The sequence below is a fragment of the Rhodanobacter sp. C05 genome (assembly GCF_002001165.1).
Taxonomy (GTDB): Bacteria; Pseudomonadota; Gammaproteobacteria; order Xanthomonadales; family Rhodanobacteraceae; genus Rhodanobacter.
In genome coordinates this window covers 1-26,331 of sequence record NZ_MUNQ01000018.1, presented here as the reverse complement: position 1 = coordinate 26,331, position 26,331 = coordinate 1, and the positions used below count along the sequence as shown (strand labels likewise).

At 62.5% G+C, this 26,331-nt stretch carries 27 protein-coding genes; 14 read left to right on the top strand and 13 right to left on the bottom strand.

The annotated features are described in order from the left end of the window. Positions 1-249: 249 nt before the first annotated feature. Positions 250-909 carry a glutathione S-transferase family protein gene (locus B0E51_RS14680; RefSeq protein ID WP_077445617.1) on the top strand — a complete coding sequence of 220 codons (660 nt, stop codon included), beginning with the start codon at positions 250-252 and terminating at the stop codon, positions 907-909. Between the two features lie 39 nt (positions 910-948). Beyond that, positions 949-1,659, top strand: a complete 711-nt coding sequence (locus tag B0E51_RS14675) for a DUF899 family protein (protein WP_077445616.1) — start codon at positions 949-951, stop codon at positions 1,657-1,659. Positions 1,660-1,790: 131 nt separating this feature from the next. On the opposite strand, the gene B0E51_RS14670 is transcribed toward B0E51_RS14675, so the two are convergent. Continuing rightward, positions 1,791-2,147 (bottom strand): YciI family protein, encoded by a 357-nt coding sequence (locus tag B0E51_RS14670; RefSeq protein WP_077445615.1) that lies wholly within the window; start codon positions 2,145-2,147, stop codon positions 1,791-1,793. A gap of 396 nt (positions 2,148-2,543) precedes the next feature. On the opposite strand from B0E51_RS14670, the gene B0E51_RS14665 reads away from it, so the two are divergent. Continuing rightward, positions 2,544-4,091 carry a glycosyltransferase family 39 protein gene (locus B0E51_RS14665; protein ID WP_168172645.1) on the top strand — a complete coding sequence of 516 codons (1,548 nt, stop codon included), beginning with the start codon at positions 2,544-2,546 and terminating at the stop codon, positions 4,089-4,091. A 49-nt stretch (positions 4,092-4,140) separates the two neighbouring features. Here the strand turns inward: B0E51_RS14665 and B0E51_RS14660 are convergent, their stop codons facing one another. Next, positions 4,141-4,524 carry a helix-turn-helix domain-containing protein gene (locus tag B0E51_RS14660; RefSeq protein ID WP_077445613.1) on the bottom strand — a complete coding sequence of 128 codons (384 nt, stop codon included), beginning with the start codon at positions 4,522-4,524 and terminating at the stop codon, positions 4,141-4,143. 98 nt (positions 4,525-4,622) lie between these two features. Between B0E51_RS14660 and B0E51_RS14655 the strand changes: the two genes are divergently transcribed. Further along, positions 4,623-5,369 carry a glucose 1-dehydrogenase gene (locus B0E51_RS14655; protein ID WP_077445612.1) on the top strand — a complete coding sequence of 249 codons (747 nt, stop codon included), beginning with the start codon at positions 4,623-4,625 and terminating at the stop codon, positions 5,367-5,369. A 61-nt stretch (positions 5,370-5,430) separates the two neighbouring features. Here B0E51_RS14655 and B0E51_RS14650 read toward each other — a convergent pair whose 3' ends face one another. Continuing rightward, positions 5,431-6,912, bottom strand: coding sequence for an MFS transporter (locus B0E51_RS14650; RefSeq protein ID WP_077445611.1), 1,482 nt, complete (start codon positions 6,910-6,912; stop codon positions 5,431-5,433). A 222-nt stretch (positions 6,913-7,134) separates the two neighbouring features. Between B0E51_RS14650 and B0E51_RS14645 the strand changes: the two genes are divergently transcribed. Genes B0E51_RS14645 through B0E51_RS14630 form a run of 4 tightly spaced genes read left to right on the top strand, consistent with a single transcriptional unit; the run spans position 7,135 to position 10,028 of the window. Further along, a complete protein-coding gene (locus B0E51_RS14645; protein WP_143525942.1) occupies positions 7,135-8,355 on the top strand; it encodes a SpoIIE family protein phosphatase in 1,221 nt (406 codons plus the stop codon). Between the two features lie 8 nt (positions 8,356-8,363). Then, a complete protein-coding gene (locus B0E51_RS14640; RefSeq protein ID WP_077445609.1) occupies positions 8,364-8,918 on the top strand; it encodes a SiaB family protein kinase in 555 nt (184 codons plus the stop codon). 1 nt (position 8,919) lies between these two features. Further along, positions 8,920-9,324: a DUF1987 domain-containing protein gene (locus tag B0E51_RS14635; protein WP_217333109.1), complete on the top strand. Its 405-nt coding sequence runs from the start codon at positions 8,920-8,922 to the stop codon at positions 9,322-9,324. After that, a complete protein-coding gene (locus B0E51_RS14630) occupies positions 9,324-10,028 on the top strand; it encodes a GGDEF domain-containing protein (RefSeq protein ID WP_077445608.1) in 705 nt (234 codons plus the stop codon). The genes B0E51_RS14635 and B0E51_RS14630 overlap by 1 nt, the downstream gene beginning before the upstream one ends. Before the next feature lie 191 nt (positions 10,029-10,219). Here the strand turns inward: B0E51_RS14630 and msrA are convergent, their stop codons facing one another. The 6 genes from msrA to B0E51_RS14600 form a co-directional block, all read right to left on the bottom strand. Continuing rightward, entirely contained in the window at positions 10,220-10,729 is a 510-nt protein-coding gene (msrA, locus tag B0E51_RS14625) for a peptide-methionine (S)-S-oxide reductase MsrA (RefSeq protein WP_077445607.1), read from the bottom strand. After that, complete coding sequence (gene msrB / locus B0E51_RS14620) at positions 10,726-11,175, bottom strand: peptide-methionine (R)-S-oxide reductase MsrB (RefSeq protein WP_077445606.1); 450 nt, start codon at positions 11,173-11,175, stop codon at positions 10,726-10,728. Before msrB ends, msrA begins: the two co-directional genes overlap by 4 nt. 156 nt (positions 11,176-11,331) lie before the next feature. After that, entirely contained in the window at positions 11,332-12,435 is a 1,104-nt protein-coding gene (locus B0E51_RS14615) for a diguanylate cyclase (RefSeq protein WP_168172644.1), read from the bottom strand. 114 nt (positions 12,436-12,549) lie between these two features. Further along, entirely contained in the window at positions 12,550-13,305 is a 756-nt protein-coding gene (locus B0E51_RS14610; RefSeq protein WP_077445604.1) for a hypothetical protein, read from the bottom strand. A 92-nt stretch (positions 13,306-13,397) separates the two neighbouring features. Continuing rightward, a complete protein-coding gene (locus tag B0E51_RS14605; RefSeq protein ID WP_077445603.1) occupies positions 13,398-13,898 on the bottom strand; it encodes a hypothetical protein in 501 nt (166 codons plus the stop codon). A 47-nt stretch (positions 13,899-13,945) separates the two neighbouring features. Further along, on the bottom strand, positions 13,946-14,353 hold the full coding sequence (locus B0E51_RS14600) for a hypothetical protein (protein WP_077445602.1): 408 nt from the start codon (positions 14,351-14,353) through the stop codon (positions 13,946-13,948). A 414-nt stretch (positions 14,354-14,767) separates the two neighbouring features. Here B0E51_RS14600 and B0E51_RS14595 point away from each other — a divergent pair, with 414 nt between their 5' ends. The 5 genes from B0E51_RS14595 to B0E51_RS14575 all read left to right on the top strand — a co-directional run bounded on the left by B0E51_RS14595 (position 14,768) and on the right by B0E51_RS14575 (position 18,546). Next, positions 14,768-15,868, top strand: coding sequence for a hypothetical protein (locus B0E51_RS14595; protein ID WP_143525941.1), 1,101 nt, complete (start codon positions 14,768-14,770; stop codon positions 15,866-15,868). A gap of 312 nt (positions 15,869-16,180) precedes the next feature. Next, positions 16,181-17,053: an SAM-dependent methyltransferase gene (locus B0E51_RS14590; RefSeq protein WP_077445786.1), complete on the top strand. Its 873-nt coding sequence runs from the start codon at positions 16,181-16,183 to the stop codon at positions 17,051-17,053. Positions 17,054-17,171: 118 nt separating this feature from the next. Then, positions 17,172-17,597, top strand: coding sequence for a hypothetical protein (locus B0E51_RS14585; protein ID WP_143525940.1), 426 nt, complete (start codon positions 17,172-17,174; stop codon positions 17,595-17,597). 4 nt (positions 17,598-17,601) lie between these two features. Further along, a complete protein-coding gene (locus B0E51_RS14580) occupies positions 17,602-17,841 on the top strand; it encodes a helix-turn-helix transcriptional regulator (protein WP_077445600.1) in 240 nt (79 codons plus the stop codon). A gap of 141 nt (positions 17,842-17,982) precedes the next feature. After that, the gene (locus B0E51_RS14575; protein WP_077445599.1) at positions 17,983-18,546 is read left to right on the top strand and encodes a peroxiredoxin; all 564 of its coding nucleotides are present in this window, start codon (positions 17,983-17,985) and stop codon (positions 18,544-18,546) included. A gap of 200 nt (positions 18,547-18,746) precedes the next feature. Here the strand turns inward: B0E51_RS14575 and B0E51_RS14570 are convergent, their stop codons facing one another. From B0E51_RS14570 to B0E51_RS14560, 3 genes are all read right to left on the bottom strand, one after another. Further along, entirely contained in the window at positions 18,747-20,705 is a 1,959-nt protein-coding gene (locus B0E51_RS14570) for a M61 family metallopeptidase (protein ID WP_077445785.1), read from the bottom strand. 148 nt (positions 20,706-20,853) lie between these two features. Next, on the bottom strand, positions 20,854-21,642 hold the full coding sequence (locus tag B0E51_RS14565; protein ID WP_077445598.1) for a LytTR family DNA-binding domain-containing protein: 789 nt from the start codon (positions 21,640-21,642) through the stop codon (positions 20,854-20,856). Beyond that, positions 21,639-22,751, bottom strand: a complete 1,113-nt coding sequence (locus B0E51_RS14560; protein WP_077445597.1) for a histidine kinase — start codon at positions 22,749-22,751, stop codon at positions 21,639-21,641. The genes B0E51_RS14565 and B0E51_RS14560 overlap by 4 nt, the downstream gene beginning before the upstream one ends. 206 nt (positions 22,752-22,957) lie before the next feature. Here B0E51_RS14560 and B0E51_RS14555 point away from each other — a divergent pair, with 206 nt between their 5' ends. Beyond that, the gene (locus B0E51_RS14555; RefSeq protein WP_077445596.1) at positions 22,958-23,344 is read left to right on the top strand and encodes a hypothetical protein; all 387 of its coding nucleotides are present in this window, start codon (positions 22,958-22,960) and stop codon (positions 23,342-23,344) included. A gap of 47 nt (positions 23,345-23,391) precedes the next feature. On the opposite strand, the gene B0E51_RS14550 is transcribed toward B0E51_RS14555, so the two are convergent. Further along, a complete protein-coding gene (locus B0E51_RS14550) occupies positions 23,392-26,319 on the bottom strand; it encodes a two-component regulator propeller domain-containing protein (protein WP_077445784.1) in 2,928 nt (975 codons plus the stop codon). Positions 26,320-26,331 lie beyond the last annotated feature (12 nt).

The following is a 26,331-nucleotide window of genomic DNA, read 5'->3' as shown; positions in this document are numbered from 1 at the left end:
GCACTCTTGCGTTCCGCTACGTACTTGAGCATGGGGACGTCGTGGTGGCCGCTTGTTGCATGGGCTGATGCATCGACCCGCGCGGCTTCAGGCAATTATCGTAACGGCAAAGTGTGTCTTGCCGCCTGGTTTCCAGAAAACCCATCGCAACGGCAAAACGTCAAGCAAGGTTTTCGAACGGGTGTCGATTTCCTTCGACCTCGTTCGTCGCTAAGGAAAGCCATCCTTCCCCAACCAAGGCGACCCACGATGACCTTGAAGCTCTATGCCCACCCCTTTTCCTCCTATTGCCAGAAGGCCCTGGTTGCGCTGTATGAGAACGGCACACCGTTCGAATGGCGCCTGCTTTCGCACGATAACCCGCAGCTATTCGAGGAATTCGCAGCGCTATGGCCACTGAAGCGTTTTCCTGTGCTGGTGGACGGCGATCGTACGGTCATCGAGGCGAGCGTGATCATCGAGTACCTCGGTCTGTACCATCCGGGACCGGTATCACTGCTGCCCGCGGATCCCCGCGCCGCGCTCGAGGTCCGCAGCATGGACCGCTTCTTCGACAACTACATCTCGACGCCGCAGCAGAAGATCGTGGCCGACAGCCTGCGACCAGAAGCTGAGCGCGACGCGCGCGGGGTCGCCGATGCTCGCCTCATGCTCGATACCGCATACGGCTGGCTCGACAAGGTCATGGTTGGGCGTGAATGGGTGGCCGGCGACAGCTTCAGCCTCGCCGATTGCGGCGCTGCACCGTTCCTGTTCTATGCCGACTGGACGCATCGCATCGGTCCATCGTTTCCGAACGTGATTGCCTACCGCCAGCGGCTGCTGGCACGTCCGTCGTTTGCCCGCGCAGTCGATGAGGCACGTCCCTACCGCCCGCTGTTCCCGCTCGGCGCGCCCGCTCGTGATTGAATCGCCGCGATTGATACCTGCCCGAACAGGAGTCTGACCATGGCCCACACCCCAACCCTCGTCCCCGCGACCGAGCTGGCGAAGCTCAACACCATGACCTTCCCCAACGAAAACGTCGACTATCGCCGCGCACGCAATGCACTGTTCATCGAGGAAATCGAGCTGCGCCGGCATATCGAGCGCGTCGCCGAACAACGCCGCGCCCTGCCACCGGGTGGCGAAGTGACCGGCGACTATCGCTTCGAAGGCGAAGATGGCCCGCATGATCTTGCCGGTTTGTTCGGCGACAAGCAGACCCTGGTCGTCTACAGCTACATGTTCGGCCCGCAGCGCGAGCGCCCGTGCCCGATGTGCACGTCGCTGCTGAGCGCATGGGACGGCGAGGCACGCGACATCCATCAGCGGATCGCGCTCGCCGTGGTCGCACGCTCACCAATCGAGCGCCTTGTCGCCTTCAAACAGGAGCGTGGCTGGCGCGACCTGAAGCTGTATTCCGATACCAACGGCAACTTCAGCCGCGATTACCACGGCATCGACAAGAACGGCGGCGACGATGCCGCCTTCACCGTGTTCACCCGCCGAGACGGCAGCATCCGCCACTTCTGGAGCGGCGAAATGGGTTCCGAAAGCGCTGATCCCGGCCAGGATGCGCGCGGCGCACCCGACCTGATGCCGCTCTGGACCATCCTCGACGTCACGCCCGAGGGGCGCGGCGTCGACTGGTACCCGAAACTCAATTACCCGGCCTGATGCTTGCGTCCAGGTTGGCAGCAGATTGCCTGCCGATCTGGACGCGTGACACTCGATGCGCCGGACAATCCGCCAGATGAGCCTAGTCACGGACTCGGCGACCGAAACAACTGGTTTGAACGGTCGAATCTTCAACTCGAGGGATGTGTTTCCAGCTGGCGCACTTCGCACGTGATGTCCCATTCCTCGCCGTGCACCTTGAGGAAGCGCGTAGTCCAATGGATAGCCTCCTCCATCGACTTCGTCTCCATCAGCGCGTAACCGCCGATCACCTCCTTGGTCTCGGTGAATGGGCCATCGACCACGCTGATCTTGCCGTGGGCAAGCCGCACACGAACGCCTTCGGAGGTCGGCCTGAGTCCGGCCGTATCCAGCATGACCCCGGCTTTGGTTATTTCTTCCAGCAGCTTGCCCATGTCGCTCATCAACTGCTCGCTGGGCCGCAATCCATTGTTTTCATTGATCCTGATCATTGAAAGAAATCGCATGGTCATGCTCCTGTCGTTGGCTGTTTGGCCGGGTGCTGGACAATTGCGCACCCTCTAAAACCTCACTGCTGTCCATGCAACGAATGGGAGGCAGCAGGATCGACACGTTCGACGCATTTCCTTGCCTTTTTATTCCTGCCCGCTACATGGCCCATGTCCATGCGCTTATCGACCCAAACGGTGAGCATGTCCCTGGTTCTCTCTTCCAGGTCACCGGACTGAACGCGATCCAACGTGTAACTTCGGGCTGACAACCGATTCATCCCAGCCGCGTTAGATTCCTAGTTCCCCCGAGACAGATCGCTGGGCTGTCATGTCCATGAAATATTCCACGACGGTTTAGCGATGCGTCCTGGCCACTTGTATCGCCCTTGCAAGCAGCATGGTTGCTTCCCCTTGAGCGCACCCATCGCCATCGACAACCGGCAAACCGGCACCATCGGAAAATGGCTGCCCGGCGACATGACGTGGATGCTGATCGTCTTGCTCATCGGCTTGACGGCACGACTGCTCCACATCGAAAGCCAACCGTTCTGGCTCGATGAGGCGCTGACCTATCAGCGCATTCATCTCGGCATCGATGGCCTGATCGCCGACAGCTTCAGCAACCGGCACATGCCGAGCTATTTCCTGATGCTGCAGCTGTTCTCGCAATTCGACTCGGCCAACGCGTGGTTGCGGATACCGTCGGCGCTGTTCGGTGCCATGTCGGCCGGCATGGTATTCGTGATCGCACGACGCATCGGCGGCCGCAGTGCCGCCATCGTCGCCGGACTGCTGATGGCGCTGTCGCCGTTGCAGGTGCAATACGGCCAGGAAGCACGCTCGTACACGCTCGTCACCTTGCTGATCACCGTCGCACTGTGGGGCCTGGTGCGCCTGGCACAGAATCCGGCGCGGGCTGCGCTGGATATTCGCCATCCCGAGTTCGATCGCTGCGGCTGGGCCGCTTATGTGGTCGGCACGATCGGCGCGCTGGATGTGCTCGGCGATGCAGCGCCCTGGCTGATCGCCGCCAACATTTCGCTGTTGCTGATCTGGCGCAGCCTGCGTCCGGAACAACCGCATGGGCAGCGCGCTGGCTTCCGACGCAACTGGTTGCTGAGCGTGGCGCTCATCCTTTTGTGCTGCGTGCCCTTTTACGGCGCGATCCTGGCGGCCAGCGATGGCCAGATGCTGCAGAAGTTCGACTGGATCCCGCCCTTGAGCTGGCGCAATCTCCGGGTCGCCGCCAAGAGCGCCTATCTGATGCGCATCGCCGCCGTGGTGCGTTTCAGCGTACTGCCCACGGCCGTGCCGCTGCTCGGGTTGCTCGTGGCGGTACTGGGTGGCATCGGACTGTTCCGCATGCGCGGACGGCTGGAAGGTCGGGTCCTGCTGCTGGGTTTCGCGGCACTGCCGCTATTGCTGCTGGCCATCTCACTGGTCAAGTCCATGGTGCTTCCGCGCTATATCCTGTGGAGCGCCGCACCGTTTTTCATCCTGGCCGGGATGGGCGCTGCCGCCCTGCCGCGTCGCCTCATGCCTGTCGCGGTTACAGCCTTGCTGCTGCTGTGCGCGATCAATCTTGCGCCGGTCTACCGGACCGAAACCAAGCCGCGCTGGGATAAAGCGGCCGCCACGCTGGCTGCCAATGTCCGCCCCGGCGATACGGTATTCACCGGCGATCCGAACGCACCCACCATGCTCGCCGTACTGCGACCCAGGGACGCCGCGCCAATCGGCAACACCGCACTGGTGACACCGCGACTTGACGTGGCCCTGGCACGCTGGAAACAGGGTGGCCGCGTGTGGGCGGTGAACGGCCGTTCGGCGTTGGGTCAGCGCGAGGAACTCGACGCGTTCAAGACCCGCATCGCCGCCCTGGGCACGCCCGCCCTGGAAATCCCCGAGGGCAAGGAAATCACCATCCTGATGTTCGCTGCACCCAAAGCCGGTACCTGAGCCGGGCTGGCGCTGCCGAAAAACGCGAGCTGATCCGTTGCCGCCAGTCTCAGCCGCCCTGCTTCCTGGCGGTGGCCTGCTTGCGCTTGAGTGCGCGGGTACGGTCGGCAGCCTGGACGCGATGCGCGTTGAGAATCGCCGGGAGCAATCCGGGGAAGCGCTGTTCGATTTCATGGCAACGGCTGGTGTTGTGCATTTCCACGCCATGACGCTCGCTACGCACCAGCCCCGCTTCCCTGAGCGCGCGGAAGTGTTGTGAAAGCGTGGACTTGGGGATGCTGCGATCGCTGATCTGCAGGAAGTTCGAGCAGATGTTGGTGCACGTCGCACCTGCCAACTCCACATAGATCGCCGCACGCACCGGATCGGACAAGGCATGCAGGATGCCCTCCACGGTGACGTCTTCGATCGATGGGTGAATCAGCGGCCTCATGGTTTTGATGGTACCAGCCCTTGACATTTAGTTCCATAGTTCATAAGTTACGGACTAATGAAGTATAGCCTCTTCCACCACGCACAACAGGAAACGTCATGAGCAAGCTCACAGGCAAAGTCGCCATCGTCACCGGCGCGTCCAAAGGCATTGGCGCGGCCATTGCCAAATCACTGGCCGCCGCCGGCGCGGCCGTGGTCGTCAATTACGCCTCCAGCAAGACCGGCGCCGACACCGTCGTCACCGAGATCAAAGCCGCCGGAGGCAAGGCGGTTGCCGTACGCGGCGACGTCTCCAAGGCCGCCGATGCGCAAGCCATCGTCGACGCGGCGATCGAGCATTTCGGTAGGCTGGATATCCTCGTCAACAACTCCGGCGTCTACGGATTCTCCCCGCTCGAGAGCATCACCGAAGAAGACTTCCACCGGCACTTCAACGTCAACGTGCTCGGCCTGCTGCTGACGACACAGGCTGCCAGCAAGCATCTTGGCGAGGGCTCCAGCATCATCAACATCGGCTCCGTCGTCACCCGCATCACCCCGCCGGGCAGCGCGATCTACACCGGAACCAAGGGCGCGGTGGATGCCATCACCGGCGTGTTGTCACGCGAACTGGGCCCGCGCAAGATCCGCGTCAACGCGCTGAACCCTGGCATGATCGAAACCGAAGGCACCCACACCGCCGGTTTCATCGGCTCGGATTTCGAAGCCGATGCCATCACGAAAACGCCGCTGGGGCGAATCGGCCAGCCGAACGACATCGCCTCGATCGCGGTGTTCCTGGCTTCTGATGATTCGTACTGGCTCACCGGCGAACAGTTGCTTGCCGGCGGTGGCGTGCGTTAAACGACAACATCACAAAGGGCGCATTCCGACACCTGGAATGCGCCCGAGTGACTGCCCGCATTCAAGGCATCGACACAGCCTGATCGCCTTCCGCCGCAACCAGGTTCGCGCGCAACAGCGCCGCGCCGAGCAAAGCGCCCAGCGCGGCGAAACAGGCGCCCACCAGAAAAGCGGCTTGATAGCCGCTGGCAAGCGCAACGACCGATGGGTAGTCACTCGCAAGCAAGCCTTCGCTGCGTGAAGCCGCGAGGCTGGCAAGAATGGCCAAGCCCAGCGCGCCGCCCATCATGAAGGCCGTGTTGACCACGCCCGAGGCAAGACCGGATTCGGAGGGCGACACATCGCTCATGGCGGCCAGCAGCACGGGATTGAGCGCGATGCCTGCACCCAGGCCGAGCAACACCATGCCGGGCAGGATATCGATCACGAAGTGGCCGTCGACCGGCGCCCGCGCAAACAGCAGCAAGCCGGCCGCCGCCAGCAAGAGGCCAAACGCCAATGGGCGACGAATACCGAAACGCATCACCAGCTTCGCTGAGATCCCCAGCGAGAATGCGGCCATGATCAGATTCGCGGGCAGGAAAGCCAGCCCCACCTGCATCGGGTTATAGCCGAGCACCAGCTGCATGTAGAGCGCGGACAAGAAGAACCACGCAAACATCGCCGCCGCCCACAGCACGCCGACAACATTGGACACCACAAGATTGCGCAGCCTGAACAGCCGCAGCGGCATCAGCGGCACACGCACGCGCGCTTCAATCAGCAGGAATAGCGCCAGCAAGGCGATCGCGACCAGCAGTTGCCCCAGCGTACGCTGCGAGGTCCATCCCATTTCGTTGCCGTTGACGATCGCATAGACGGCAAGCATCAGCGCCGTGGTCACGGTCACCGCGCCGAGCACATCCAGATGCCGCGACGCCGCCTGGCCCGACACCGCCGGCAGCAGCCGCAGGGAAAGCACGACCACGCCGATGCCGATCGGCAGGTTGACCAGGAACACCCAATGCCAGCTCAGGCTGCTGGTCAGCACACCGCCCAGCATCGCACCGAGGCTGCCGCCACCGGCACAGACGAAGCCGTAGACACCCATCGCCCTGGCGCGATCGGCCGCCTCGGTGAACAGGTCCATGATCAGCGACAACGCCACCGCCGTCACCACGGCACCGCCGAGCCCCTGCACACAGCGCGCAATGACCAGCGCAGCCTGCGTGGAGGACAGGCCGCAGGCCATCGACGCCAGCGTGAACACCACGATGCCGATCAGGAACAGGCGCCGATGCCCGTACAGGTCACCGAGCCGGCCGCCGAGCAGCAGGAAGCCGCCATAGGTCAGCATGTACGCATTCACCACCCAAGCCAGGGTCGTCGCGGAGAACTTCAGATCCGTCTTGATCGATGGCAACGCGACATTCACGATCGTCGTGTCGAGCACGATCATCAAGACGCCAAGACACAGCACGATCAAGGCCAGCCAGCGCCGGTCGTGGTGCGCATGCCTGCCTGGCGGCGTCGCAGTCGGCTTGTCGATGGTTGTCTTGTTCATGCATGGGTCTCTTGGATATCCGGTTGCGCCGCCTGATCGGTGCCCCTCACTCTCGCGTCGAACGAGCGCTCCCGAAATCGACATGCGCCAGGTTCAGGTTGAACATCCGGGATGTTGCCTGCATCGTCGCGCCATACGGAAGGCCCTGTCATCAATCCGTCATCAAATCTTCCGATCCTGCATGGTCATCCGGGGGACGGAATGACCACGTCGTTGCAAATCATGTCTGGAATGCGGGGTTTCGGCCCCGCCGAGATGCCGCGCGCCGCCAACCTGTGCCGGCCGGTACCCATGGTCGCCCCGACGGATACAAATGCGACTGTACGCGAGTTGTTCGACCAGCATCGGGAGCTGATCAGCCTGCCCGTGGTCGACGGTACGCGCGCGCTCGGCCTGATCAAACGACACACGTTCCAGTCCGAAATGGCCAGGCCGTTCCGGCAGGAGCTGCACGAACACAAGAGCTGCGTTGCCTTCATGGATGGGCAACCGCTGATCATCGAGGCGGACACGTCGATCGAGCGCGCCGCGAAGCTGGTCGCCGACAGCCGCAGCAATGCCCTCGCCGACGGCTTCCTCGTCGTGCGTGGCAACGACTTCCTGGGTGTCGGCTTTGGTCTCGACCTCATGCGCATGGTGGCCGACCTGCAGGAGGCGAAGAACCGCCAGATCATGCAGAGCATCGACTACGCGAGCGTCATCCAGCGCGCGATGCTGCATACCTCGCAGGAACTCCTGAAGGCAGAGCTGCCGGATTCGGCCATGATCTGGCAGCCGCGCGATACGGTTGGCGGCGACTTTTTCCTGTGCGCCAAATTCGACCACGGCGTGTTCGTCGCGATGGCCGACTGCACCGGACACGGCGTGCCCGGCGCCTTCATGACCCTGATCTCTTCATCCTGGCTCGCCCAGGCGCTGGAACGCGACGGCCCTGCCGATCCGGCCCAGTTGCTCGGCACGCTCAACCGCAAGATCAAGCAGTCGCTGGGACAGATCGGTTCGCGGGTTGCCGGCGAGCAGTCCGATGACGGCCTGGATGCATTGTTCATGTGGCTCAATCGGCGCGACCGCGTGATGACCTATGCCGGCGCGCGCATGCCCCTGCATGTGCTGCACGCCGGCGCAGCGGCGGTCACCACGCACGAAACGGATCGAGTCGGTGTCGGCTATGTCGCAACGGCGGTCGACCACCGCTGGCAGAACCGTACGCTGACGCTGCAGCAGAACGACCTGCTGTACGCGGCCACCGATGGCCTGACCGACCAGATCGGTGGCCCCCGCAACATCGCCTTCGGCAAGCGTCGCCTGCGCGACTTGCTTGTTGGCTGCCGTGACATGCCGGCAGCGGAACAGGCTGCAGCGATCATGCAGGAGCATGGCCAGTACCAGGGGCAACACCGGCGCCGCGACGACGTCTCCCTTTTCTGCCTGCGCGTGCAGTGAGAACCCGCATGAACTATTCCGAGTACCGCATATTTTCGGACTTCGTCGCGCAGCGCAAGATCGTCTTCTATTACTACGGCTATTTCTCGCAGACCATCGTGTCGGCCATGGCGGACACCATCAAGCTGAGCATGAAGCAGGCTGATACCACTGCCTCCGCCAAGCGCAAGCTGTTCTCATGCTTTGTCGAGATGGCGCAGAACATCATTCACTATTCGTCCGAAGCGCTCACACCAGCGACGCAGGACGATGCCGAAGTCCGCCAGGGCTCGGTCTGCATCGGCCACACCGGCGACCGCTTCTACCTGATGTGCTCGAATCGCGTCGCCGCGAGTGATGTCGCACCGTTGCGCGAAAAGCTCGAGCCGCTCAAGTCGATGACACTGGAAGAAATCAAGCGCGCCTACCAGGACACGCTGCGCTCCGAGCAACCGGAAGGCAGCAAGGGGGCCGGGCTTGGATTCCTCACCGTCGCACGCGACGCGAGCGAACCGCTCGAATTCGAATTCGCCCCGCTCGACAACCACGACGACATGATGTTCTACCTGAAAGTGACTGTCTGATATGAGCAATGCACCAATGGAAAACCTGTACCTTGCGGCAACGGCGGACTCGCCCGAAGTCGACTTCCGCTTCGATACGCACGAACTCGCGCTGAAAGGCGAGTCGTATCCGGAAAACGCCGCCGCGTTCTATGGCAGCATCATCCACCAGCTGCGGGACTATCTGGCGGGTTGCGGCGATGGCACCACGATCACGGTCGATGTGGCGCTGATCTACTTCAACAGTTCCAGCACGAAAATGCTGTTCGCCTTCTTCGACGCACTCAACAGCGCGGCCACGCGCGGCGTACGCGTCGTGCTGAACTGGCACCACGACCCGGAAGACGACACCATCGGGGATTTCGGCAGCGAACTGCACGACGACTTCACTGCTCTTGAATTTCGTGACCTGCCGACCGTCAGTTGATGGCCGAACACGATCTCTTCGAGGCTGAGGAATCGGCGCTGCGTGCCGCCACGGACACGCATGCGCTGGATTCACTCGATGCCGGAAGTTATCGCGACGCGCTTGGCGCGCTCATCGTCCAGTTCCGCCGGCTGGTGCGCGAAACGCGGCGCGTCATCGTGCACAGCGACCGCCAGGAACGCGAGCTCAACACGCTGAACGCCAGACTGACCCAGCTCGCCGCCGAGCTCGACTACAAGGCGAAGCACGATCCGCTGACCGGCGCCTTCAACCGGCGCGCCGTCATCGAACTTACCGAGGCACATCTGCGCGACGGTACGCTCGCGCTGATCGTGCTGGACATCGATCATTTCAAACGCGTCAACGACGAGCACGGTCATCCGGCCGGCGATGCGGTGATCGTGGAACTCGTCGCACGCCTGCGCACCGTCGCTCCCGAGCATGCGGAAATCGGCCGTGTCGGCGGCGAGGAGTTCACCGTTGTCCTGCCGTGCATGGAGCTTCAAACAGCCGTCGCGCTGGCCGAACGCATGCGTGCAAAAGTCGCTGCGACACCGTTTGACATGCCTGCGGGCTGCACCGTGACGGCGAGCTTCGGCGTCAGCCACACGCCATCCGGAAGCACGTTCGGCGATGCTTATGGACGTGCAGACCAGGCGTTGTATGAAGCAAAACGCCGCGGCAGGAATGCTGTCGTCTTTTAGGAATGGCCTGAATAAGCCTGTGCCCGTCATCCCAGCGAAAGCTGGGATCCAGCGTCTTCAGCGCATTGCAACGGCACTGGATCCCAGCTTTCGCTGGGATGACGAGCTATTCAGACCATTCCTAAAGCAGGTCAGTGCGACTTCTTGCCGAAACTCAATGTCGGAGTGCCGCGTGTGCACCTGACCGCCAATCAGACGGCCGCTTTGCGAGGTGGCAATTTCCAACCCGGTCGCACGAAATGGCAGGTATAGCCATTGGGATAATGCTCGAGGTAATCCTGATGCTCTGGCTCGGCTTCCCAGAAGTCGCCGGCCGGCGCCAGCTCGGTCACCACCTTGCCGGGCCACAGGCCGGAGGCATCCACATCGGCGATGGTGTCTTCGGCAACTCTCTTCTGCTCCTCGGAGGTATGGAAAATCGCCGAGCGGTAGGCAGTGCCGCGATCATTGCCCTGCCGGTTCGGCGTGGACGGATCGTGGATCTGAAAGAAGAATTCCAGCAACGTGCGATAGCTCAATACCGCGGGATCGAAGATGACCTCGATGCCCTCCGCATGGCTGCCGTGATGGCGATAGGTCGCGTTCGGCACGTCGCCACCGGTATAACCCACACGGGTGGAGATCACGCCGGGATAGCGGCGCAGCAGATCCTGCACGCCCCAGAAGCAGCCACCGGCAAGCACAGCACGTTCAGTGGTCATCGCATGTCCTCTATCTGATCCAGATAGTCACCGTAACCCTCAGTCTGCATGTCGTCGCGGTGGACGAAGCGCAGCGAGGCCGAGTTGATGCAGTAACGCAGGCCGCCGCGATCCCGCGGGCCATCGGGAAAGACGTGCCCCAGATGGCTGTCGCCATGTGCCGAGCGCACCTCGGTGCGGACCATGCCGTGACTGCCGTCGCGCAATTCGTTGACGTTGGCGGGCTCGATCGGCTTGGTGAAGCTCGGCCAGCCGCAGCCCGATTCGAATTTGTCGGACGAGGCAAACAGCGGCTCTCCCGAAACGATGTCGACGTAGATGCCCGGCTGCTTGTTGTCCAGGTATTCGCCAGTCCCGGGGCGTTCGGTGGCACTTTGCTGGGTGACGCGATACTGCTCCGGCGTGAGCTTGGCGATCGCATCGGGGCTCTTGCTGTACTGGCTCATGTGCTGCTCCTGCTTCAGGCAACTTCACCGATCTGAACCGGTAGGCCGATCCGGACCGGCGGCATCGTTCGATGGAAAGGGATCTGCATAGATTGAGGTCAGCAAGGCGAACCACAACCTGCGCACTGATGCATTTCGAATCAAGGCAGCTCAGGGTTACGCGCAAGGCAGCGCGACGACGCCATTGCGACCCTTGGCCTTGGCTTCGTAAAGTGCGCGGTCGGCCACCACGATCAGGGACTCCGGTGGCTGCTTCGGGTCCGGGCGCGAAGCACTGACGCCGATGCTGACGGTGACGCGGTCGGCCACGATCGATGCGGGATGGCCGATGGCCAGCGCCTCGATGCGGCGACACAGATCCACGCCAAGCCGCTGCGCCTCGCGCAAGTCACAGCCCGGCAGCAACAGCACGAACTCCTCGCCACCGTAGCGCGAGACGTGCGCCTGCGTGCCGTGGACAATCTCGGCACACAGCCGCGCCAGCATGCGCAGGCATTCATCACCGAACACATGGCCGCAGGCGTCGTTGAGTGCCTTGAAGCAGTCGACATCGACCAGCAGCAAGGCCAGGTACCTGCCTTCCTGTGCGTGCTGCTGCCACTCCTCCTCAAGACGCCGATCGAAACTGCGCCGGTTGGCGATGCCGGTGAGACCGTCGCTCATCGACAGCTGCTCCAGCTTGCGATTGGCCAGCTCCAGCTCACGCACCACGCGCGCGAGGTGGACGGCGCCGGCGATCTGCAGCGCGACGGCGTCGAACATCGCACACACTTCCGGCGTGAAGAAGTCCGCCGAGGTACTTTCCAGATTGAGCACGCCATGCAGGTGCGCTCGATGCCGGATCGGTACCAGATATTCGGATTTCACCTGACCGTTGCCCGGCACGTAATCTGCGTCGGTTTCCACATCGGCGATCAGCTGCGCCTCTCCGCTGCGCACGCAACGGCCGGATGCCCCTATCGTCACGGGCCACGGCAGATCACCGGGCAGATTGAGCTCGATGCCCGACCAGACCTCCTGCACGAAATGCGTACCCTCGTCGTTGAGCAGGATGATGCTGGCAATGGCCACCGGCAGCCGCCGTGCCACGCAATCGACTATGCCCTGCAGCATGGCTTCGAGGGTATCGCCCTGCAACGCCTCCATCGACACCTGCGCCAGGATCTCGGTGAGCATGGCACGCCGATCAGACGCATCGCGCTCGCTCCATGGTGAGCGCTGCCCCTGCGCGTGCTCGTCAGCTGGAGTGGGATGCGTCATGGCTATAGCTGGCCCGGGCATTTGGCCGAGTCTACGACGAGTCACGGGATCAAAGGGTCAAATGGCCAAATCCGCACAGGCTCAAGATGACTCGTGCGCTCCTTCAACCTCACTTCACTGGGTCTGTGTATCCAGCATGGCCATGCAGGCCTGCCCCTTCTTGCGCAACTTTCCACTCCAGGATGCCTTTTGCATATAGGTCGGATCGCCACTGTGGGCGAACATGTCCTGCCGCTCCTGATCGGTCAGCGCCGTATAGATGGCATCCCGGGTGCAGCGGCACATGCCCAGCGCTTTTTCGAAATTCCGGCCACCTCGATTCGAATAGCCCTTCACACAACCCGTTTCCACTTCCTGGCGCTCATGTTCGGCGATCAGATCTGGAGCCTTTTCATATACGGCAATGAGGTAACCGTAAGCCCTCGGCGTATAGGTTTTTACGTTTCGCGATCCGGTAATCAGAGCGTTGGAAAATCTGACGCAATTGGATGGATTTGCCTCCACTCCCTTCTCTATCTCGTCAATGCCGCGTTCAATCAAAGGTTGCAGCGCTCGCTCAGCCGCGTTACCCAGGACCCGCTTTTCAGCCAGTACCATATCGTGGTTGTCCGCATGCCAGACATAGTCGGCCATGTGAAAATCGTAGGCATATTTCGGCTGCTTCTGCTCGCATAGCTTCATTACCGCGGAGATGGATGCAGACTGCGCATCCACCATGCCTGCAGCCTCCTCCAGATCATTGGCATCATTGGGCGCCGTACCGGCAGCCGAGACATTTCCACCAGCGGCAAAAGCCATCAACAGCACGACAAAGAACGAGCGTAATCCAGCCCACTTCATGATTCCCCCCAAGAGCCACAGAAAATTCACGGAACTTGTGAAGCCAGCGCATCGTCGGCAGGGGCTGCTGATCCAGTTGCTAACGAGATATTGGCATACCGGCAGACTCGGATTGCGGCGTGCTAATGAGGCGCCTCCACAGTAACGAACTGCATCCAGTAGATCCAGATCAACACGAATACCGGACCGAGTATCGCCAATAGCTTGATGGTCCACTCGGGCATGGTGGCATTCTTTTGTCGCGAGCCAAACGCGCCGAGCTGCTGCAACTCTCGCACCCTGCCCGCACCATCGGCCAGCAAGATCCAGAGGGCGTTGACGATCGCCAGCAGCAACAGGCTGCCATACCAGCAGCTCACATAAGGGTTATGGTCCTGCGGTTGCAGATAGCTGAAAACCGACGGCACACCGCCGTACAACAGACCCCAGCCCATCACCAGCCACGGCATGTTCGAAAACAGGCACAACCGTCCAAACAGGCCCAGCATGTCGTTCGGCTGGCTCTGGCCTAGACCGATGGCAGCAACGATTCGGCGACGCCCGATCACGTAGTTGATCAGCGAAATGCCGATGGCAATTGCCCAGAAATAATGATTGAAGAATTGAAACGGAAGCGGCTCCACTACTGACCCCTTGTTGAGCACCCGGGCTCTGAATCCGGCTCCCGGTACTATTTCGCCTGCAGGGTGGTCAGGACCTGATGCGCGTCTGCGTGTGCAGCCTCCAGCGTCGTGCTCTTCAAGCCATGCTCGGCCTGGGTCAACGCGGTGTGCAATCTGGACTCGCTGGCGGCATCGCCCTTGGCATCGACGATGGCACCCTGGCCCTGACCTTTGCACGGGTCCGCTTCCTGGGCATCGAAGTCTTTGCCGGACGGCCCGACCAGACAGTTGATGACGTGGTGCAGATGCGCATGCGCCGTCTTCAGATCCGTCGCACCAAGCGCCATGCCGGCGTGTGCGCTGGCCGTACCCATCTGCTTCGATACCACATCGCCGGCATCCGTCGCTTGCGCGAGCATGGGCAATGCGACCGCCAGCAGGAGCATCGGCAACCACCGAATGAATTTCTTCGCCATGGCACAACTCCGGAGTAACGCGGCATGCGCCGCACTCACTGCAGCATAAGCCTGTGCCGCTCAACGAAAAAGGGGATACCTGGCCCACCATGCACCGTGACTGCCAACGAAGAGGAGTTAATCAACTCGCCATCCTTGTTCAGAATAATCTCGAGAAAGCGGACTCCGGTCACGGTTTCCATTCGGAACGGACAAGCTCGGTACTGCCACCTTTAATGCCGTCTTCAATTAAAAAAGCGCGCAATAACTTGCAGCTACCAAATGGCCGCGATAGCCGCTAGCGTACGGCGGTCGCCATCGCATGGCGATACGGAGATAGGGGCTCCGGGCTGTATTTTGTTTTGGGAATAACGGTGGACTTGGATAATCCAGGCCCACCGACCACAACACTTTAGCCACCAATGGGGAACATCTATGCAATCCAAGAAGATTTCCGGCACACGCCAACTGCTCAAGATCGCAATTGTTGCAAGTCTCGTCAGTGCAGCATGGCTTCCATCGGCTTTTGCCGCACCTGCCGTCGATAACCAGTTTGATCAAGCACAAGTCCCTTCGATGGTCCAGGCTCAGGCCATTCAAAGCTGGCACGAGGACATGGTCCGCATGGCGGCACCTTCGGAAGGCTGCTTTCAGGCCATATTCCCCAGCATTCTCTGGAAACAGGTGGCTTGCACCCAGGTACAGCCCTTTACCCACCCACTGCCGCGGCATACGAATGCCTTCACGGGGTTTTCGGAGAGCGCGGGTGCTGGCGGTACGCAGACCACGGGCAATGGTGCCGACTACGCCATTGAGGTTTCGGGGCTGATCAAAAGTGCCACAGGAACCTTTCCGTCGGTCACGGGCGTAACTTCTGAAAAGAGCGTTGGCGTCGCCGCGTTCGGTGGCGGCGGCATTCTTGGAGCGAACGAATACACGCTCCAGGTGAATTCGAATTACAACAAGACCACCAGCGCGTGCAAAAGCCATTCGGGCTGCACGGTCTGGCAGCAATTCATCTATTCCCCGGATTACAGCACCAAGGGGAAGGCTGCCGTTTTCATCCAGTACTGGCTGCTCGGCTACGGCGGCACCTCTTGCCCGAGCGGATTCGGCAGCGACGGCTCCGGTGATTGCTACAAGAACAGCTCCGCCGTAACGGCGCCGGACGTGCCGGCCACCCAACTGGCCAACCTCAAGATTTCCGGCACGGCCACAAGCGGCGGCAATGACACGGTGGTGTTCACCAATGGCACCACGGCCTACACGCTCAGCGCGAAGGACAGCGTGCTGGATCTCGCGAGCGCGTGGGACCAGACGGAGTTCAACGTCGTCGGCAACGCAGGTGGATCGGAAGCAGTGTTCAACTCCGGCTCGTCGATCACGGTGAATCTCGCGGTAAGCGACGGGAGCACCGCCAAGCCGACCTGCGCCGCGAACGCTGGCTCAACCGGCGAGAGCAACAACTTGAACCTGGGCAGCTGCACCGCCACCGGTGGATCATCGCCGTCGATCAAATTTACCGAGTCGAACTGAGTTCACCAGATCGCAATAAACTGAAATCTGGCAAAAGTGAAAGCCGAGGGGTGCATGCGCCCCTCGGCTTTTATTCTGATGTCGGGCAGCGCGATCAAAACGGGTCAGAGTCACTACCCTGCCGCGCCCTTTCCCGGCCGCACCGATTAGCCGCACGTGCGCTCGTACAACGACCGATGACGGCTCCGGTCTCACCTTCGAAACGCGCCAGTACAACGAATCCGCCACACCGTGGGTTACGATGCTGCCCCTTCCTCGCGTTGCAGCAAGCTGTCGTCGGTTCTCTGCAGCTACTCCTGGAGACTGCCCGTCGTGTCGCATTATTCCGGTCCCCTGCTCACGCGCCCGATCGCCGAGGCACTGCTTGCCGCGCGCGATGCCGGTGTGGGTGAATGGACCGGCTCGCTGGACCTGGGTCGCTCGAACGGCAATGCGCTGCTGGAAGCGGACGCCTGGCAGTGGCGGAGCCAGCGCTATCCGTATCCACACCCGCTGAAAGACCGCACGATCTATCACTGGGACGGCGACGAGTTCGCGCCGGTGTCGCGCTATGCCGGCTCGCTGATCAAGCTGGTGCCCACCGAATGGGGCGCACCCACCTTCGAGATCGACGGCATCAAGATGCTGCCCACCTCGAAGGAATCGCCGTTCGAGGATGCACGCCGCAAGGTGGCGCTGATCGAACCGCGTGGCAAGGTAGTGCTCGATACCTGCGGTGGTCTCGGTTACTTCGCAGCGTGCTGTCTGGAAGCGGGTGTGGCGCGCATCCACTCGTTCGAGAAGAACGCCGATGTGCTGTGGCTGCGCACGCTCAACCCGTGGTCGCCCGATCCTGATGAGGCTGGCACTGATGAGATTGACCCGGATGCGCCCACCAGCGGCGGCCGCCTGCAACTCACCCATGCCGACGTGTCACTGGCGATCACGCAGATCGCCGACGCCTCCGTGGACGCGCTGCTGCACGATCCGCCGCGCTTCGGCATCGCTGGCGAGCTGTATTCGCAGGCGTTCTACGACCAGCTTGCACGGGTGCTGCGGCGCGGTGGACGCCTGTTCCACTACACCGGCAGCCCGAACAAGCTCACCAGCGGCCGCGATGTCCCGCGCGAGGTGGAAAAGCGGCTGGAGAAAGCCGGCTTCCGGGCGCAGCTGGCGCTCGACGGCGTGCTGGCGATTCGACGCTAGACAAGACCAAGAGCTCGGGGACGGAAGCGACTCAATGGGTCAGCTTGGCTAAATTGCTTGACATTATGTTATATATGTTTGACATTACGTACGATCTAGTTAACCCAAGGACCGAATCATGTCATCACTTCAAAAGCGCGCATGGCTCGCCTTGTGGAGCATGTGCCCCGTCTACTGCATCTACTTCGTGGCCCAGATCGGGCTTCCGTACCTGCGGCCGACCATGCTGGAACGCATCGGCTGCCTGGCCGTGGTGGCCAGTTTCCATGCCGTGGCCTATATCTGCGGCCTGCTGGTGATCAAGCGGCATGAAGCTGGCGAGCCGCTCCTCCAGGACGAACGCGACCGCGCCATCGACGGGCGCGCGACCCGCACGGCTTATTTCATCCTGCTGACGGGCATGATCGTGGTCGGCATGGTCATGCCGTTCAGCAACAGTGGGTGGGAGCTCGTCAACGCCGCCCTGTTCTTCATCGTGCTGACCGAGACGGCGCGCTATGCACTGATCCTGATCGGCTACCGGCAGCCACATCTTGCCCACTGAAACGATGACCAACGAGGTGCGCCTGCTGCGCTTCCTCGCCCAGGACATGACGCAGGCCGAACTGGGCAAGCGCGTGGGCCTTACGCGCCAGACCATCGCCGCGATCGAACAGGGGCGCTATTCGCCGTCGCTGGACGTCGCTTTCCGCATCGCCCATCTCTTCGGCAAGCGGGTCGACGAAGTGTTCCACTGGCAGCCAGGCGGGGATCAAGGGATGGAAACCGCGAGTTCCGACGCCGGCTAGACGCTCGCCACCCTCATCAGCACCTCGGCTGCCTGCGCAAGCGAAAGTCATCGCTTTGATGTCACCTCGGGCAAGTGACATCCGTCCAGGCACTTCTGGCGTATAAACAGGCTGACCTTCCGCCCCCCAGGAGCCACACCCATGAAGTCATTGCTGAAGTTTGCAGCCGTCGCCCTCGTCGGTACCGTCACACTCGCGTCGTCAGCGTTTGCCGCGCTGAAGGAAGGCACCCAGGCACCCGATTTCACCGCCCCGGCCTATCTCGCCGGACAACCCTTCACGTTCAATCTCGCCGATGCCCTGAAGAAGGGGCCGGTGGTGGTCTATTTCTTCCCTGCCCCGCACACCTCGGGATGCAACGTCGAGGCGCACCTGTTCTCGCAGGCCATCGACCAGTTCAAAGCGGAACATGCCACCGTGATCGGCGTCACCGCAGGCAACCTCGACCAGCTGGCGGCGTTCTCGAAGGAAGCCGACCACTGCAGCGGCAAGTTCCCGGTCGCTGCCGACGAGGGTGCGAAGATCGCCAAGCAATACGACGCGTTGCTGCTGATGAAGCCCGGTTGGTCCGACCGCACCTCGTACGTGATCGCCCCGTCGGGGAAGATCACCCATGTCTATTCCAGCCTCAGCCCCACCAAGCATGTCGAAGAGACATTGAATGCGGTGAAGGCGCTCGAGCAACCGGACAGCGCCGCGAAGTAAACGCGGATCCTAGGGATGGTCTGAATAAGCGTTTGCCCGTCATCCCAGCGAAAGCTGGGATCCAGCGCCGTCGCAAGGCACGGAAGACGCTGGATTCCAGCTTTCGCTGGAATGACGAGTTATACAGACCATCCCTAGACGGCGCAGAGACCACTTCTTGATGACCTCGGCACTGTCGCAATTGCGCTACCGACTTCGCCCTACTTGCGCGGTGCGATGATCTGGCTCAGGTAATCCGGCGTGCCTTCGATGCGCACCAGATGCGGGTACTGCAGGCCGCCGTGGTAATCCACCGGCACCGTGCGGTAGCCGCCCTGGTACTTCAGCAGCAGCTGGATCGGCGTCTTGCTGTCCCTGGCCGCCGCGATCGCGCTCTTCAGCACATCGCTCGAATAGCTCTGCCCGTTCACCGCGGCCAGGGTGGCACCGGTGCTGACACCGGCCTTGAACGCCGGGCCGTCCCAGCGCACGTCGTTGACCTCGCCTTTGTCGGTCATCGTCAGGCCGATCGACCAGGCGAAGTTGTACAGATGGCGGGATGGTTCCGGCCGGCTGTTGTACTGCTTCTCGTACCCGCTTTCCTGATCGGTGTAGACCAGCTTCCAGCCGGTTGCCGCGATGCCGTTCTCAAGTGGCGGATTGAGCGTCTGGACGCGCGCGTGCAGGAAGCTTGCCCAGTCGTATTTGGCCACGCCGTTCAGGGCCGCCACCACGTCGTCAAAGGTGTAGGTCTTGGTCACATAGCTGCCGTTGTCGACGCCGAAGAACGCACTCGCGAAGTCGTCCAGCGATTTATGGTCATCCGTCAGCGCACGCAGCTTGGCGTCCACTTCCAGCCACATCATCTGGCCGCCGCTGTAGTAGTCCTCGCTCATCTGCCAGCTGCGGTACGGCAGACTCGAGCGGCGGGCGGCAGTCGCGTCGTTGGTGGTGTCTTCGAGCGTGCGCCACTGGAAACCTGCGCGGTTGCGCTCGTAGTTGGCCGCCTCCATCGCCAGCGCGTCGCGGAACTCCTGCGGCGTCCACATGCCGGCGCGCGCGGTCAGCACGTAGCCCCAGTACTGTGTCTGCCCCTCGTACACCCACAGCAGCGAATCGCCCATCGGCACGTTGAAATTGGGCGTCCACAGGTCGGCCGGACGGCGGAACTTGCCGTTCCACGAATGCGTGTACTCGTGCGCCAGCAGGTCGCGGTCAGGCGCAGCGTCGTTCCAGGCGGTGAAGTAGTCGGCGCCCATACCGTCCTCGCTCGACTGATGATGCTCGGTGCCGTTGCCACCCAGCACATCCGACAGCGAGAACAGGAAGTCGTAGTGGTCGTAGTGGTGCGAGCCGAACAGCTTCACCGCCTGCGTCACCAACGCACGATGCACCTTCAACTGCTCGGGCGTCATCTCCAGGTACTTCGGCGCGTCGGCAACGATGTCCAGGTGCACCGGCGCGTCACCGCCCGGGTTGAGATCGACCCGTTTGAAGTACTGGCCCGCATAGATCGGCGAATCGACCAGGTTGTTGAACGTCACCGGCTTGAAGGTGGTCATGTCGCCCGACTGCGAGCTCGTCTCCAGCGCCGTGCCGAACTGCCAGCCATGCGCCAGCGTCACGCTGGGCGCGAAGGTGATGCCGCGCGAAAAATAGCCGGCCGGATACAGCGACACCTTGCTCCATTCCATGTCCATCATTCGGTCGGTGATCTCGAAGCCCTCGTCGTCGGTGCGGCCGGACATGTACTGGAAGGTCGCATCAACGGTGGAAACGCCCGCGGGCACGTCGAGATGGAACGCGTACACGTTGTACTTGTCGCGCTTCCACATCAGCGGCTTGCCGTTGGCGCTGAGTTCGAGGCCGGCGAGCATCGCGATCGGGCCGGTCGGCGAATGGTCGCCGGGAATCCACTGCGGATACAGCAGCGTCAACGCGCCCGCCTGCACCGGAATCGTCTCATGGACGCGGAAAATGCCCTGCAACGTGTCGCTGGCATCGACATGAAGCGCGATCGTGCCGGCATAGGGCGTGTCCCGTGGCGGAGGTACCTGGTCGGTTCGTGGATCCTGCGCATGGACGGCAGCGGTCGCCAGGGCCATGGATATGGCCACGGCAAGACGTGCAAATGTGCGGTGCGCGCCAGACGGCGACCGGGGGAGAGAGGCAACGGACATCATGAACTCCGACAGGCAGACCCAGGGGATTCGCACAAGTTAACATCGCTGCGCAAACTGTGTAGCCCGATTTATTTCTGGTCCCGAACGTGGAGAGAGAATCCGGCCACGGCGGGTGACATTGCGCTTCGCTGTTTGCGCCCACGCCCTATTCCACCCGTTTCCCGCCGCTGGCCGAGACCAGGCGCAGAAAGGTTTCGTGCTGGTAGCGGCTCATGCGCAGTTTCTGGCCGGTATCCATCGTGACGACGTGGTGACCGTTGAACCACGGATGGATGGCCTGGATCCGGCGCACGTTGATGATGGCCGAGCGGTGGACGCGTGCGAAATGCCGCGGATCGAGCCGCGCGGCGAGCGCGCTCATGGTCTCGCGCATTTCGTGGACGCCGTCGGCCAGGTGGATCTGCACGGTGTTGCCGCTGGCCTTGATCCACACGATCTGGTCGACGTCGATGAAGCTGATGTGCTCGTCGATGCGCACGGGAAGGCGCTCGATGTAGTCGTCGCGCTGACGCAAGGCATCAAGCGCCTGCAGGATCTGCACAGAGGCTGCTCCACCCACGCCCTCGCCGGTGGACAGCCGCGCCTTCACGCGCCGCAGCGTATTCGCGAAACGCTCCCGGCTGAACGGCTTCACCAGGTAATCCACCGCATTCGCCTCGAACGCCCGCACCGCGTATTGCTCGAAGGCGGTGACAAACACCGTCGCCGGCATGCGCTCTGCACCAATCGTCGCCACCACGTCGATGCCGTTCATGGCAGGCATCTGGATGTCGAGAAAGACCAGGTCCGGCGACTGGCTGCGTATCGCCGCGACTGCCGACACGCCATCACCGCACTCGGCCAGCAGTTCGATGTCGGGATCGTCGCGCAGCAGGCGCACGATGGCATGGCGCGCGATCGGTTCGTCGTCCACGACCAGGGTGGCGATGCTCACGTAAGCTCGACCTCGGGCGCATCGTCAGCTTCCTCGATCTCGCGGAACGGCAGCCGCAGCCGGCAGACCACACCCTCGGGCCAGATCATCTCCAGGCGCACCTGCGCAACGTCGCCATACAATTCGCGCAGGCGCAGCTCGGTGTTCGACAGGCCGATACCATGCCCCGACGTGGATGCAACCCCGGCCTCCAGCGTGCTGTTGCGGTTGCGCACATCGATGCACAGGGTGTCGCCCTCGCGCCGGCTTTCAACCTCGATGCAGTCCACACCGATCCGCTTGCCGATCCCATGGGTGATGGCGTTCTCCACGATCGGCTGCAGGATCAGGCTGGGCACAGCGCAGTCCAGCGTATCAGGGGCGACATAGATCTGCGTGGTGAGGCGGTCCTTGAAGCGGATACGCTGGATGCCGAGGTAGAGATCCAGCAGCACCAGCTCCCGGCGCAAACTGACTTCCTGGCCGTCGTAGTCCTCGAGGAATGCACGCAGCAAGTCACTCAGGCGCAGCAGCATGTCTTCGGCCGACAACGTGTCCTCGTCCAGCAACGTCGCGATCGCGTGCAATGTGTTGAACAGGAAATGCGGCTGCAGCTGCGACTTCAGCGCGCGCAGGCGCGATTGCGCCAATTCCGAAGCCAGCCGGCTCGCTTCCACTTCGCGGTGCGTTTTCTCTTCGTAGAACTGCACGGCTCGCTGCACCGCGTACAAGGCCCAATAAGTCAGCAATCCTGTAGCGACATAAAAGCCCAGGAAATAGCGCAGTTGCGTGTCGAAGTTACTGGGCTCAAACGCGGTTGAGACAAACGCCCCGATCACCAACACCAGCAAGGTAACCGCCATGCTCGCGATCAACTGGGTGCCAAGGCCGCGCAGGCGCAGCGACGCATGTATGGGATAGCGTTCGGCGAGCCGGAACACCAACGGCGCCAGTACCGCCCAGGTGTACCAGCGGATACCCGACCAACGCAGATAATCCCACGCCGGCCACGTGCGTCCATTCAATGCATCCGCCACAAAATTCTGCATCGCGAACAGCACGACCACTGCCGTCCACAGGCCGAGATAGGACCACAGGCCGATTTTCGTATTGCCCAGACGGATCTTCATCGTCGGTATCCTGCGGATGTTGGAGAACATCCTAGGGGTGCCGCGGCGCGCTGAAAAGCAAAACACGACACCACTACGATTCATCACCGCGTTACGACGATTCGTCCCGAACCGCTTTCGCAGGACGCCTTCATCCGGCCATATCGCGTTGCCGACCGTGTGTGCACGAGCCACCGGCGGCACCTCACCCCAGCCGGAGCACCTCCATGAATACGACCCGCACCACCGCCCTCATCGCCGTGTTTGCCGTCGCGCTTGGCAACCTGCTCGTCGTTCCATCGGCGGCCAGCGCCAACGCCGTGCCCAGACCCGCACGGCACTTCGATCTGGTGAATGCCACGTTCGACAGTGTCATCGCACTCGCCATCGCGCCTGCCGACCACGATGCCTTCCAGGACATCGCCCTGGGTCAGCCGCTGCAGGGTGGCCCGACTTCGATGACCTTCGATGTCCCGGCCGGCGGATGCCTGCGCGACCTCAGCGTCACCTTCCACGGTGGGCGCACGCAGCTCTTCCCCCACATCAATGTCTGCCGTAGCAGTGGCCTGCGCCTGACGCCACACAGCGGCAGCCCGAAACCTTCCGGAGCCTGATCGAACCCGGGGCGGAGTCTGGGATTTCCCCTTCCTGGCCCAAGCCATCACCCGGCATGTTCAGGGCCACAGGCCATACGGTCGCGCCCCGCTGCCTTGGCGCGATACAGCGCCTCGTCAGCGCAGCGCAACAGCTGTTCCGGCGAGTCCGTGGCAGTCGGCACGACGGCGGCAATACCGATGCTGATGGTCACGTGCGGCGCGACGCCGGAGCAGCGATGTTCGATCGCCAGCGCACGCACGGCCTCGAGAATGCGTTGCGCGACCGCGGCAGCTGCGTTGGCGTCGCACCGGGTGAGCAGCACCGCGAACTCCTCGCCACCGTAGCGTGCGGCGAGATCCGCATCCGGGCGCAGCACCCTGGTCAGTGCACCTGCGACAGCCGTCAATGCGACATCGCCGGCGAGATGGCCATAGGTATCGTTGTAATCCTTGAACGCATCGACGTCACACATCAACACGGCCACCGACGCGCCACGCGCCACATGCTCGTTCAGGGCCTCGCGCAGCCGCTGATCGAACGCGCCGCGATTCGCAATCCGGGTGAGGCCGTCGAGCGCGGCGATGCGTGTCAGCTCGGCGTTCGCATTGCGCAGTGCCTCGGTGTGCTGCGCGACCTCGCGTGTCAGCTCGCGCTGGCGCTCGTGCAGACGCCACACTCGCAGCCGGTGGATCACGGCGAGCAGGCCGATGACGATCAGCGCAACGAGGGTACGGAACCACCAGGTGGCATACCAGCGCGGCACGATCGTGAAGGCCACGCTGGCACCGTCGGTGTTCCACACGCCGTCGTTGTTGCTGGCGATCGCGCGGAACACGTAGTCGCCGGGCGGAAGATTGGTGTAGTAGGCAACACGGGTGTTGCCCGCGTCGATCCAGTCATGGTCGAAGCCGTCGATGCGATAACGGTACTGCACCGCGGCCGGCGCCACGTAGCTCATCGCGGCATAGTGCAGTTCGATACGTTCCACGTCGGGACCGACCCGGCCGACATGATCCGGGGCCACGTCCGTGCCATCCACCAGCACACGCTCGATCGCGACCGGCGGACGCATCCGGTTCACCCGCTCGTGCTTCGGATCCACGATGACCACACCGTTGGCCGTGCCGAACCACATCCGTCCGTCGTTCGTGCGCCAAGCTGGCGTTTGCGAGGCGCCATTGGCCTGCTGGGACAGCATGCCGTCGTTCTTGCCATACCAGTGGGGTTCTATCTGCTTCACCACACCGCGGTCGAGCGCATCGATATCGGCCCACGCTAGCTGCGCGATGCCGCGGTTCGAACTCACCCAGAAGTGACCCGCGTCGTCATCGAGCATGGCGAACACCGCGTCGCCGTAGAAACCCGCCCGCTCGGTGAAAGTCTGAACGGTCTTACCGCGAATGCGCATGAGGCCCAAACTGGTACCAAGCCACAGATCGCCATCGGGTTCCGGATGAAACGCGAACACGCTGATGCCCGACAAACCGTCGGTACCGCAGCGGTCGATCACTCCATCGTGCAGGCAGCGCAAACCGCTGCGCTCGCCGATCCACAGACGCCCGCCCGGATCCACGTACAGCGCGCGCGTATCGTCACCGTGCGTGCCCTGAACCACACTGACCTTGTCGCCGCTGATCTTGTCCGGCGTGATCTTAGCCACGCCCTGCAGGGTCGCCACCCACATGCCGCCATCGCTGCTGGGCGCGAACGCGAACACGATCGTGCCGGGCAGACCATCGCCGATGCCGAAGTTGCGCACCGTGCCATCGGGCGCGATCCGGCTCACCCCATCGGTCGATCCCACCCAGAGGTTGCCGGCCGCATCTGACTCGATCGCGCGCAGCAACAGGCTCGACAGCTTCGCGTTGATTGTCGTCGCCGGCACCAGCGCCAGGTTCTCGTACCGCGACAGCCCCGAACCGTCGGTGCCGATCCAGAGCGTGCCCGCGCGATCCTGGTAGACGGCACGCACCGCGTTGGAGTCCATTTTCCCGGTGACGGTGACGAGTTTCGAATCGCTGAAGCGGTGGATGCCGCTGGAGGTGGTACCCATCCAGAGGTTGCCTTCGCGATCCTCGAACATCGACCGCACGGTCTCGCCGACCAGGCCGGTCAGCGTGTTGTCGCAATCGAAGCGTGCGGCCGTCAGGCGGCAGATACCCACACCGCCGAGCGGCGCGAACCACATGCTGCCGTCACGATCGCCGTACAGGGAATAGATGCGTTTCCCATCGAGCGCACCCAGGCGCGGATCGCGCTCGAAGTGCCCATCACGGTAGCGCACGGGACCACCCTGCGTGCCGACCCAGACCGTTCCTGCATGATCGATCGCGAGACTGTGTACCGCATTGGTCGGCAGGCCGCGCCGGGTGTCGAACAGCTCGACGTGATCATTCAGCCAGTGCACGACACCGACATCATCCACGGCGATCCACACCCCGCCCGCCGCATCGGCCACGATCGCGTGATAGAACGCGCGCGGCGGAAACCCGCTTTCCTCGCCGAGCAGGCGGATCCCCTTCGCGCCCATCCGCGCGACGCCGGCGTTGGTGGTCAGCCAGAGCGCACCGCCCCGATCCTGCACGATGCCAAACACGCTCTTGATGTTCGAGGGCAACGCCACCGGCTCCAGCTCGCGCCCACGGCGGCGGTACAGCCCGTTGTTCAGCGTGCCGACCCATAGCGTGCCATTGCGATCGACATAAACGGCAGTGATTGCCGTGCTCTTCAGCACGGGTGCCACGCGCGGGTCGATGGCGTCGAACTCCGCGCCGCTGTGGTGAACCAGGCCGCCGTAAGTCGCCAGCCAGATCGAGCCGTTCTTGCCCTGCGCGATGGACAACACCGTGCCTTGTGGCAGCTGGTTCTCGTACCAGACGTGGGTCAGCTGCCCGATGGCGCGATCGGGATCAAGCGCGCAGGCCGGCGATACCGCCAGCAAGCCGCACACCACCAGGACAAGCGAACCCCATCCCCCGATCCAACGATTCATGCGCAATCCAAT